Here is a 10,431-nt window from a genome sequence, read left to right as displayed (position 1 = left end):
GGCCTCCGGCGCGTGATGTGGTTCCTCGACAGCTCCACTTCACAACCGGAGGCCTTCACCTGTCAGCACGACAGGCCATCACCAGGTCACCTCAACCCGGCACAACGTCCCTGGACATCACAACTAGAACAGGCCATCCTCGCCACCTCCCCGGCCTGCCCAGTGGCGATCCGCGAGGAGATCACCGAGCTGGCCGTCCGGCTGGAGCGCGGCGAACGCCTTGCACCTTCCCTGCGCCACCTCGCCGACCAGCTCCGCGACCCGACCGCCGACCTGGTGATCTCCGCGCTCGTGCTGGCCGCCGAGCACCAGGCCCGGCAGCTGGCCGACCTGCTCGGCGAACTGGCCGGCGAGGCACGCGAGCAGGCGTCCATGCGCATGCGGGTTGAGGCCGGCCGTGCTCGCACCCGGACCAGCGTGCGGGTCGTCGTGATCACCACGTTGGTCTTCGCCGTCGGGCTGGTGCTGCTCAACCGTGGCTACCTTGCTCCATACGACACGGCGTTCGGGCAGGTCATGCTGCTGCTCGTCGGCCTGCTGTTCACGGTCGCCTTCGCCTGGCTCGGGCGGATCGTGCGCCAGCGTGACCCCGAGAGGTTCCTGACCGAGCTGAGCGCGATCCGCCAGCACGACGCCGACGTCGATGACCTGCTCACCGGGAAGGGAGCGTCATCATGATCGAGGCGTTGCTGTGGGGAGCCGGGCTGGGCGTCGGCTTGTGGGCGCTCGTGGTTTATGTGTTCCCGCCGCGGCCGCCGCTGCGGGCCCTGGTCGACCGGCTGCACGCGGCGCCGGCGCCGCCGCCGATCCTCACCGCGGAATCCGACGGTTGGGCGCTGCGGGTGGGCGGCCCGTTCGTCAAGCCGCTGGCTGTCCTCGGGTTGCCCAACAGCAAGATACGCAACGACCTCGCGGTCACCGGCAAGAACATCGAGCACCACCTGGCCGAGAAGGCGACGCTGGCGCTGGCCGGGCTGCTGCTGCCGACCGTGATGCAGGTGCTGCTCGTCATGGCCGATGTCGGCCTCGCCTGGGAAGTTCCCGCGGTCGCCGGCCTCCTCGTCGGGCTCGGCGGATTCCTGCTCCCGGACATCCGCGTTCGACAGGAAGCCGAGCGGCGTCGCTCCACCTTCCGGCACGCGTTGTCGGCCTACCTGAATCTCATCCGGGTCCTGCTGGCCGGCGGCGCCGGTGTCGACGGCGCGTTGTCGGATGCGGTCGGGATCGGCAAGGGCTGGGCGTTCCAGCAGCTTCGTCGCGCGCTGGTCACCGCCAAGCTGACCCGCACCACGCCATGGGCCACCCTCGGTCAGCTCGGCGGCGAACTTGACGTGCACCAGCTCTCCGAGCTCGCCGCGTCGGTCAGTCTCGCGGGTACCGAAGGCGCCCGAGTCCGCGCGAGCCTCGCGGCCAAGGCCTCGGCTCTGCGTACTCGCGAGCTCACCGACGCTGAAGGCGATGCCCAAGCAGCCACCGAGCGGATGAGCCTGCCCGTGGTGATGCTGTTCATCGGCTTCCTTGTCTTCATCGGATATCCCGCCCTTGCCAGCGTGCTGGCTGGCTTATGAGTCCACTTCAGACCGTCGTACCTTCAAGGAGAAGCTGATGTTGAACGAAGTTCAGATTCTGATCGCCCGCGTCCGTGCCGAGCTGGAACAGCTCCGTCAAGACGAAGGCGGCTACTCAACCGAAGCCGTCGTGGTGACCGCTGCCTTGGTCCTCCTGGCGATTGCCGTGGTCGCAATCATCGTCGCCAAGGTGACCGAGAAGGCCAACGGCATCACCCTCTAGGCCGGTGACCACGATGCCTCGAAACGTACTGCGCCGACTTCGCACGGATGAGCGCGGCGCCGGTACGGCCGAGCTCGTCATCGCTACCCCGCTGCTGTTGCTGCTGGTTCTGCTCATCGCTCAATTCGCGCTGTACATGCACGCCGACCACATTGCTCAAGCCGCTGCGTCCCAGGCGCTATCTGCGGCACGAATCTCCGGTGGTAGTTCAGCCATGGGTGACACCGAGGGACAACGAGTCCTCACGCAACTGGGCAACGGACCGTTGCGGGAAACCTCGGTGAACGTCCAGCGTGGAGCTGCCCAAGTATCCGTGACGGTCACCGGAACTGTGACCAGCCTGATCCCATTCACAACCCTCTCGGTCCACGCAGAAGCCGTTGGGCCAGTGGAAAAGTTCACCCCGCCGAGCGGAGCCGGGGCGGTGACGCCATGACCGCGGCCCGCAGCCTCCTTGCGCTACGGCGGGACGACCGGGGGTCCGCCGCGGCCGAGCTCACCCTTCTGACCCCGGTGCTGATCCTGCTGCTGTTGTTCGTCGTCTTCTGCGGCCGGCTGGCCGATGCCAAGCTGCGGGTCAACGACGTCGCCCACCAGGCCGCCCGCGCCGCCACCCTGGCCCGCAGTCCATCGCAAGCTACCGCCAACGCTCAGGCCACTGCCAGCGCGGCTCTGCGCTCGGCCGGGATCGCTTGCCAGTCGCTGTCGGTTTCCGCCGACACCCAGGGGCTCAAGCCTGGGTCGACGGTGACCGTGACCGTGTCGTGCAGTGTCGGACTGGGCGACCTGACCTCGCTCGGCGTGCCCGGCAGCCGGACGTTCGAGTCCACTTTTTCCTCGCCGGTCGACGTCTGGCGTGGCACCTCTGGAGGTACGGCATGAGGTCGATCGCAGTGCTACGTCGGCTGCGCGACGACGAAGAAGGCCGGGTAACCGCCTTCGTCGTCACCATCGCGCTCGCGGCCCTCCTCTTCGCCGGCCTCGTGCTCGATGGCGGGCTGGCACTGGCCGCCAAGGTCCGCGCCATCGGCGAGGCGCAGGAGGCCGCACGGGCCGGCGCCCAGGAGATCGATCTGGCTGCGTACCGCGCCGACGGCTCGCTGCGCCTGGTCCCACAACGTGCGGGCGCCGCGGCCCGCAGTTACCTCGCCGCCGCTGGCCACACCGGCAGCGTGTCGGTCACCGGAAACCGGGTCGCCGTGACCGTCATCATCGACCAGCCCACCCAGCTGCTCGGGCTGGTCAGCATCGCCTCGATCACCGTAACTGGAGCCGGACAAGCTGAACCACAGCGCGGAATCTCCGGCGTATTCCCATGAGAGGACACGAAATGGCGACTACCGAAGAGATCGAACGCCGCATCGAGGAGGCGGACGCAGCCCGGAGCGCGAAGAGGACTGAGGCCGCGCGGCGCGTCGGCGAGCTCGTGCAGCAGCGGACTGAACTGGCCGAGAAGCTCAGCGAGATCGACCGGAGGCTCGGCGACATCCTCGTCGGAGCGAGCGACGTCATTGGCGTCGACGAGCTGGCCAAGTTCACCGATGTCCCGGCAGCTGACCTCGCCCAGTGGCGCGACGGCCGCAAGACGACCCGGGCCAGGCGTAAGCGGCAGACCGCGAGCGCGCCTACCCTGAAAATCAGTCCGAGCGCGCCGCTGACGCTCGCCGGGACGCGGACGTCGGCCGCTGATGCGTCCACGCGGGCTTCCGTACCGGTGCCGTGACCTCGCAACCGCCCCTCTCGCGCCGGACGCGGGTGTTCGCCGCGGCACTCCGGTGTGTCCGCGGGCTGCTCGCGTCCGGCGTCCTGGTCGGCCTCGCGGCGGGCCTGCCCTGGGCTCTGGTGCACTTCGTGGGCTGGCCGCTGCCGGACCAGCTGCCGACTTGGGACGAGATCCAGGCGACCCTGCTCAATCCGATGAGCGTCCGCTTCCTGCTGAACACCTTGGCGGTGGTGTGCTGGATCGTCTGGTTCTTCTTCGTCCTGGACGTCCTGCGCTGCTCCGTCGACGCGGCGCGCGGAATGACGTGGCCGAGTCGCCGTCCCGGCCCACTGCGCGGGGTCGCCGCGGTCCTCGTCGGGACCATCGTGCTTACCCTGCTCGGCAGCCGAAGCTCGTACTTGGCGCCGCTTGCGGGCGCCGCGGCGCCCACCGTCGGCCTCCGGCCGGTCGCCGCCGTCGCATCGCTACCTCCAGGTCCGGCACCACAGGCGACCAGTGCGGTGATCGATCCCGCCGCGCCGGCTCCGGCCGGCATGGTCCAGGTCACTGAGGAAGTCCGGCTTCCACGCGACGGGGTTTACGACAGCCTGTGGCGCGTCGCCGAGCGCCTCTACGGTCCGGGCGGCGGCAGCCGCTGGCCCGAGCTCTTCCAGCTCAACCGCGGCGTGGAGCAGCCCGACGGACGCGCGCTGAAGAACCCCAACCTCGTGCGGCCCGGCTGGAAGATCACCGCGTACATCCCGGCGCCCAACCGGGAGCATCCGTTAGTGCCGCCCCGACAGCCACCACCTCCCACGACTACGGCGCCTACCCAGCCTGCGCCGGAACCAACCGCGGCGGGGGAGCACCGCGAAGACCGTCCCGAGCCTGCCGTGGACCTGGTGACGGGCGTGTTCGTCAGCCTCGGCCTCGCCGGAGCGATCGCCGCGGCCGTGGTGTCGACCAGGATGTGGCGTCGGCGGCACTACCGGATCGGAAGCGGCGACCGTGCTGACCTTCAGCGCCCGATCGCACCCGTGGTCCGCGCCCTCTGCGCCGTACGCGACGACGGCGACCTGCCGCCCGGTGAAGTTGCCGAGCTCGTCGACCTGGCCTCACCGGGGGAGTCGGAATCAGGCGGCGAGCTGGACCAGGTGCCCGCGAAGATCGGCGTTCGAGAACGTCGCGAACTGGCCCTGAGCCTCGCCAGCACCCGCGGGCTTGGCCTCGCCGGTGCCGGAGCGATGGCGGCCGCCCGCGCGCTGCTCCTGCACCTGCTCGCCGAGCAACAGCCTGGCAACGGTGTCGGCATGATCGTGCCCGTTGACGACTTACGTCTAGTTTTCGAAGGCGTCGCCGTTGAGGACCTGCCGAGCAGCGTTCAGGTCGTCGCGACGCTCGATGTCGCGCTCGATGAGATGGAGGCGGCTCTGCTGACTCGTACTCGCCACGCGATCGAGAAGACCGGAGCTCGGCCCGCTGTACCGTCGCTCGTACTGCTCGCCAGGCCAGCATCCCACGCTGATCGTCGCCTGCAAGCCGTCCTCGACAACGGCTCGACGCTCGGCATAGCCGGCGTGCTCCTCGGCCAGTGGCGTCCCGGGGTGACTCTGCTCGTCCGCCAGGACGGCACCGTCAGCGCGACCAGTCCCGGGATCGACGACGTCCTCACCGGTACGCGCCTGTTCAACGTTCCGGCCGCCGACGCCACCTCTCTCCTTGAAGTGCTCCAAGCTGCAGAGAGCGCCGAACAGGCTCGGGAACCGGTTCCCGAGCAGCGATCGGCGGATGCCAAGGCGAGCAACTCGCTCGAGCAGGAGGAGCACCACGCCGAGGACAACCAGCCGGCGGCCCGCGAGGAACCGCCGGTCCGCACCAAGCAGCCCCGGCTGTTCCTGCGTGTGCTGGGTCGAGTCCAACTCGCCGTACGGGACGAAGCGGGTGATCGCGAACTGAGCGGTGCATTCACGCCGAGGCAGCGTGAAGTCCTCGTCTTCCTCGCGCTGCATCCCCAGGGAGTCCGGCGCGAGGTACTCAACGAGGCCGTCTGGCCCGACAGCCGTCCACCGAGGCCGTACAACTCGTTCCACAACACCCTCTCGACGTTGCGCCGCGCGCTTGCCGACGCCACCGATGGCCAGACGGGCAACCTCATCCTCAACGAGGACGGCCGCTACCGGCTCAGCGACGACCTTCTCGACGTCGACTTCTGGCAGCTGCAGCGCGTTCTGCAGGCGCAGCGCCCACTTGACGAGCTCGGCAGCGCCGGCCTCCGCGACGCGGTCGAACTGTACCGGGGCGACCTCGCCGAGGACCTGCTCGCCCAATGGATCGAACCCTTCCGGGAATCCGTCCGCCGAGACGTCTTGGACGCGGTCGGCGCGCTTATCCGCGCCGACGGCGACATTGCCCCGGAGACCGCGCTGGTTCTGCTAGAACGAGCGCGCAAGTTCGACCAGTACAACGAAGGCGTCTACCGCGATATCATTCGTATGCAGGCACGGTTGGGCCAGTACGCGGCTATTCCGCGGACCGTCGCGCTCCTGACCACGACGCTCGCCGAGATCGACCAGCAGGTGAGTGCCGAGACCCTCAATCTCGCCGATTTTCTCCAGCGTCGAGGCAGCGCGCTATGGAAGGATGCCGCCGACAGCGCGGCAGCTAGTTGACCGGCGGAGGATGCTGCCTCCGCAGGGTCCTGGTGACAGTCTTCTCGCGGTGCCTGTTAGAGCGGTAGCCCTCGCCAGCATATTAAGCGCCAGGTCGGCAGGCTTATTGTGCCTACCGATGTGGCGCCCGACTCGGATGCCGGCAGGCACGTGAACAGTCGAGAGGGGCTGGCTGCCGACAAGTTTGTGACCGTGTAGCCGAATTCATTCGAACAAAATCCTTGTACTCGTCTCCTTGTCTCTATCCGTTGCGCTCTATTCATCTTGGTCTTTATTTATTCCCGTATCTGCTCGTCTGCGTTCCGGCAGCGCGCTGGCCTGCGTGTTTGCTTCAATCTATTGCCCTCTTGCTCTGGCTGGCGAGTCTGCGAGGAGCGCATAATTGTCGGGAAATAACCCGTTGGGGGTCTTGATTTTCTGTGGTCCAGTCCTAAAATGGATTGTAGGAGAGAACGGGACGGCAACCCCAAACTCTCCGTTTCGCCAACCAACACCGCTCACCTGACTGAAGGCTCAGTGATGACCATGCTTGAGGCGTGCGTATCCCAATTTTCCCTTACCGTCGATGCGACGGACACCATCCAAGCCCTGGTGGACAGCTCCGACCACCCTTGGGGCCGACGGCTCCACGATGCGCTGAAGTTCGCCACGTACGCGGAGTGCGTCTACGCCGTTGAGCCGTACGCGCGTGTCGAAGTTGCGGACTTCCGGCCGGACGCGCCCAAGTATCCCGACGTCGCCGACCGGTCCGCGTCCGGCGTGTTGGGTGAGCTCCAGGCGGCCGGGTACGTCGACACGCGCGACGTACTGCAGGAAGACGCGGGCCAGACCTACCTGTCCGAGGGACGCACAGTGACGGCCGTGCACGTCGTCCGGCCCTTCGCGCTGGTCGGCGTCGACTACCGCTTTTCCCGGGAAGCCAACAGTCGAGCGATCCGGTACGGGCACGCGTACGCCGACCGGTGGGAGATCACCGAACGCGCCTACACCGTCCCGGCCGGGTGGTACCTGGTCGGCGAGACGGGCGACTTCACGACAGACCTGGTCGGCGTCGCCGGCATCTCGGGGGACAGCGACGACTTGCTGTGCTCGTTGTTCGAAATCGAAGGGTTCGGCGCGTCAACCTGTCTTGCCGGGTGCGGGTCGTGCGGGATGCGCTGGTCGGCGGATTCGGGTTCGTGGCACTTCCGGCCCGACGACTGCGACGCCGACGCCTGGGACTTCGACGACGCCGCCGAGATCGACGACGAATCCGGCACCGTCGCGTGCCCGGCATGCGCTACGGGTCGCGTCGGCTTCTCCATCTTCTGATCTTTCGCCGTAGCGCGGGCGGTCCCGCGTCTTCGTGAGCTGTGCGCTCACCTCTTCCTTGTGAGGCTGCGATGTTTGCTGTGCTCTCCGTGGACGGAACCCCGATTGGGCTGTCCGACGACGTCGCCGAATCGATCATCCTGCAGTTCGACACGGACGCGGCTCCCACCCATCGGTGCCGAGCGTGCGGGGAGGAACTGGCCGAGACTCCGGACGGCTACGGATCGACGTCCGGCGACACCGCGTGTGCCGACTTCGAGCCGACGGCCGACACCGACCCGGACTACGGCGAGGGACCGCACGATCCCGAGCGGATCCCGCTGTCCTGGTGCAACAGTGCGGCCGTCCACGCCGACGAATCCGAAGACTCGGTCACGGTGTCCATTTCGGTCGGTGACCCGCGCGGCGCCTTCACCTTCACCATCCGGCGCGTGCCCGACGACGCCGAAGGTGACCTCGCCGGACGGCTGATCATGCACACCCCGTACGCCGGAGAACCGATGCCGCACGCCGCCTTGACGGTGCTGCACGAAGGAACCCACATCGTCGGCACCTACGCGCCGACTCGGCGTCTGCACTCGGTTCCTCCCGCCGCCTGAACGCCTACGGAGGTTCCCGATGAACACCGCACCAGCAGGCGACCGCGCCCAGCCGGGCGAGGTCTACGTGACCGTGGCGGACTCCGGCGCCGTCTTCCCGGCCGTGATCGAGGACGAGCGTTGGAACGGGTTCGCTCGGCCGCGCTTCAGCCGCGCGGCGGCTGAAGCCGTGGTGGCCTGGCTGACCGACTGCCACGGTGCCATCGCCGCCGCATTCGACGGCGAGGCTGTCGCCATCACCGAAACCGCGGCCGATCGCGCGGAACGCATCGAACCGGCCGCCGATGGCCGCTACCCGATCGGCGCCGGTGCGTGGGAATGGGACTTGACCACACCAGCCGCCGACGTCGCCGCCGAGCAAGCGTTGCTCGCCGGTGCTTACTTGCTCGCGCCCGACGCGGGCGAAGTCCTGGTCAAGATCAACGCCACCGGCAGCGATCCCGGCTTCCCGGCCCAGGTGGACCCCGTGTCCGGCTGGAGTCGGTCCGGGACCCCGCGCTTCCGCCCCGACGTCGCGGTCGTCGTAGTCGCCTGGCTCAACGCCTGCGGGCGGCAGTACCCGGGCGCCACGGTGGCGTACTGGGAGGACAGCACGATCATGCTCCTTGACCCGCTCGCCGCGACCCAGGACGGATACGTGCCGACGCAAGTCGTCCGGGAGGCGGACGGCCGGTACGCGATCGGCGCCCGTCTTCTCCGAGCGACGCGTGACCGTGCGCGACGACGTCGAACCCGCGCAGGCCGCGAAGACGCTGACGCACGAGCTGGCGCACATCCTGTGCGACCACGAAACCCGTCTGGCCACCACGCCACGGCATGTGCTGGAGGTCGAGGCCGAGTCGGTGGCGTGCATCGTCGCGGCGGTCTGCGGCATGGACACGCTGGCGTACTCCGTGCCCTACGTCGCCGGTTGGGCGGCCGATCGCGAGACGGCACGCACGTCGGCGGAGTGCGTGCTCCGCGTTGCGGATCGGATCCTGGACCGGCTTGGCCATGCGGCAGCTTCACCCGTGGCGACTCTCGAGGATCTGGCTGCTGCGCACGGCGTTCCCGCGGTCGCGTGAATCGGCCGGGGCGCGCTATGACTCCTTCAATCCTGGGCTGCGCCGAGCTCTACGGGCGCCTTCGCTACGTCACCAACCACGCCGGGGCGCAGCGGCGAACCTATCCGCCCGCCGGCACGTCAACCGCATCCGCCTTCGACGATCACGACCCGCTCGGCTTGCACGGCCACGTCCTGCAGGGCCTCGGGGCTACCCCCGAATACCTCGACGGCTTCACCGGGGCCTCGGCCGGCTATCCGGCGTTCGGATTCCGGCTCACCGAGAAGGCAGCTCGCCTGGCGCGGCTCTCGGAGGAGTTCGAAGCGTCCTGGACGTGGGGTGACGCCGTCCGAGCCGCGGCCAGCCTGGCGCACCAGATCGACAACGCCGAGGACGACCAGGCGCTCGGCGACGTGGCCTTGCTGGCCGTGGCCCGCCACGTCGGGCGTCAGCATCCACCCGAGATGACGTCGTTGCCAGGGTGGTCGCCGCCCTACACGCCGCTGTTCCTCGATGGATACCCGGCGACGCTGTTCGGTCACGTGGCCGCAGATCTGCGCGTGGACGCTGTCACCGCGACGTGCACGCGGGAAACCCGGGCGGTCACGCTGTTCCGGTCGCTCGGCTGGCGACTCACTCCGCGGGCCGAAGCCTTGGCCGACGCTGCGCAGCATTACGAAGCAAATGGGCTTCGCTGGCCTGACGCTATCGCCGCGGCGGCAAAGACCGATGTGACACATCTCGAGCGGCACAACTGGGACCGCTGAAATCCGATTCTGAATTCGTTAATAGCGCCCGGCGGGTGAACACCTCCGGAGAGGCGCGGCAACCACCCGCCGGGCTCCAACACCGCACACCTTAGAAGGGTGCGCGAGCCTGTAGTCTAGCGCACAGCGGTACCGGCACATACATGCCGCTCTTCGAGCTAGCGCCCTCACTGGCGCGATTATTGTCGCAAGTCTGGCGGTGCTGCAGTGGGTGATTCATCACTTCTCCGGATTGTGGTGGTCGTGATGGCCCTGACGACTGCCATCCTCGGGTTCATTGCCTGCTTCTCAAGTTTGGAAACAGAGCGATAAATCTCGCACAAGTTGCGATAAATTGGGACTTAAATTCTTCTCTTGTCAAGCGTCAAGCGTCAAGCGTCAAGCGTCAAGCGTCAAGCGTCAAGCGTCAAGCGTCAAGCGTCGGGTCTATCCCGCGATCGGTGTTTCCGGCGTTGTTGATCAGTAGGTCTCGGCTCCCGGCCAGCGGTCACCGAACGTGATGGCGAAGGCGTTGATCACTGGCTTCCAGCGCATCGTCCATCGGGCGCG

13 protein-coding genes are annotated in these 10,431 nt (G+C 67.8%); 12 read left to right on the top strand and 1 reads right to left on the bottom strand.

Annotated features, from left to right (window positions below):
- The 10 genes from ACLJOU_RS46620 to ACLJOU_RS46575 form a co-directional block, all read left to right on the top strand.
- Positions 1-678: type II secretion system F family protein (locus ACLJOU_RS46620; protein WP_410575734.1), on the top strand; the 678-nt coding region annotated here is incomplete at its 5' end.
- A complete protein-coding gene (locus ACLJOU_RS46615) occupies positions 675-1,568 on the top strand; it encodes a type II secretion system F family protein (RefSeq protein WP_410575733.1) in 894 nt (297 codons plus the stop codon). The genes ACLJOU_RS46620 and ACLJOU_RS46615, both read left to right, overlap by 4 nt.
- A gap of 37 nt (positions 1,569-1,605) precedes the next feature.
- Positions 1,606-1,791 carry a hypothetical protein gene (locus ACLJOU_RS46610; RefSeq protein ID WP_410575732.1) on the top strand — a complete coding sequence of 62 codons (186 nt, stop codon included), beginning with the start codon at positions 1,606-1,608 and terminating at the stop codon, positions 1,789-1,791.
- 13 nt (positions 1,792-1,804) lie between these two features.
- On the top strand, positions 1,805-2,227 hold the full coding sequence (locus ACLJOU_RS46605; protein ID WP_410575735.1) for a TadE/TadG family type IV pilus assembly protein: 423 nt from the start codon (positions 1,805-1,807) through the stop codon (positions 2,225-2,227).
- The gene (locus tag ACLJOU_RS46600) at positions 2,224-2,673 is read left to right on the top strand and encodes a TadE/TadG family type IV pilus assembly protein (RefSeq protein ID WP_410575731.1); all 450 of its coding nucleotides are present in this window, start codon (positions 2,224-2,226) and stop codon (positions 2,671-2,673) included. Before ACLJOU_RS46605 ends, ACLJOU_RS46600 begins: the two co-directional genes overlap by 4 nt.
- Entirely contained in the window at positions 2,670-3,110 is a 441-nt protein-coding gene (locus ACLJOU_RS46595) for a pilus assembly protein TadG-related protein (protein WP_410575730.1), read from the top strand. Before ACLJOU_RS46600 ends, ACLJOU_RS46595 begins: the two co-directional genes overlap by 4 nt.
- Positions 3,111-3,121: 11 nt before the next feature.
- The gene (locus ACLJOU_RS46590; RefSeq protein ID WP_410575729.1) at positions 3,122-3,514 is read left to right on the top strand and encodes a hypothetical protein; all 393 of its coding nucleotides are present in this window, start codon (positions 3,122-3,124) and stop codon (positions 3,512-3,514) included.
- Positions 3,511-6,162, top strand: a complete 2,652-nt coding sequence (locus tag ACLJOU_RS46585; protein ID WP_410575728.1) for a hypothetical protein — start codon at positions 3,511-3,513, stop codon at positions 6,160-6,162. Before ACLJOU_RS46590 ends, ACLJOU_RS46585 begins: the two co-directional genes overlap by 4 nt.
- A gap of 435 nt (positions 6,163-6,597) precedes the next feature.
- The gene (locus tag ACLJOU_RS46580; protein ID WP_410575727.1) at positions 6,598-7,473 is read left to right on the top strand and encodes a hypothetical protein; all 876 of its coding nucleotides are present in this window, start codon (positions 6,598-6,600) and stop codon (positions 7,471-7,473) included.
- An 89-nt stretch (positions 7,474-7,562) separates the two neighbouring features.
- Positions 7,563-8,072, top strand: a complete 510-nt coding sequence (locus ACLJOU_RS46575; protein WP_410575726.1) for a hypothetical protein — start codon at positions 7,563-7,565, stop codon at positions 8,070-8,072.
- 378 nt (positions 8,073-8,450) lie between these two features.
- Here ACLJOU_RS46575 and ACLJOU_RS46570 read toward each other — a convergent pair whose 3' ends face one another.
- On the bottom strand, positions 8,451-8,666 hold the full coding sequence (locus tag ACLJOU_RS46570) for a hypothetical protein (RefSeq protein WP_410575725.1): 216 nt from the start codon (positions 8,664-8,666) through the stop codon (positions 8,451-8,453).
- Positions 8,667-8,779: 113 nt separating this feature from the next.
- Here ACLJOU_RS46570 and ACLJOU_RS46565 point away from each other — a divergent pair, with 113 nt between their 5' ends.
- Together ACLJOU_RS46565 and ACLJOU_RS46560 are read left to right on the top strand one after the other, a co-directional pair.
- Positions 8,780-9,136 (top strand): hypothetical protein, encoded by a 357-nt coding sequence (locus ACLJOU_RS46565; RefSeq protein ID WP_410575724.1) that lies wholly within the window; start codon positions 8,780-8,782, stop codon positions 9,134-9,136.
- A 17-nt stretch (positions 9,137-9,153) separates the two neighbouring features.
- Entirely contained in the window at positions 9,154-9,882 is a 729-nt protein-coding gene (locus tag ACLJOU_RS46560) for a hypothetical protein (protein WP_410575723.1), read from the top strand.
- The last annotated feature ends 549 nt before the right edge of the window (positions 9,883-10,431 follow it).

The organism is Amycolatopsis sp. cmx-4-61 (assembly GCF_046548775.1).
In the GTDB taxonomy this organism is placed as follows: Bacteria; Actinomycetota; Actinomycetes; order Mycobacteriales; family Pseudonocardiaceae; genus Amycolatopsis.
Note: the sequence above shows the minus strand (reverse complement) of the source record. Positions and strands in the feature narration are given on the sequence as shown.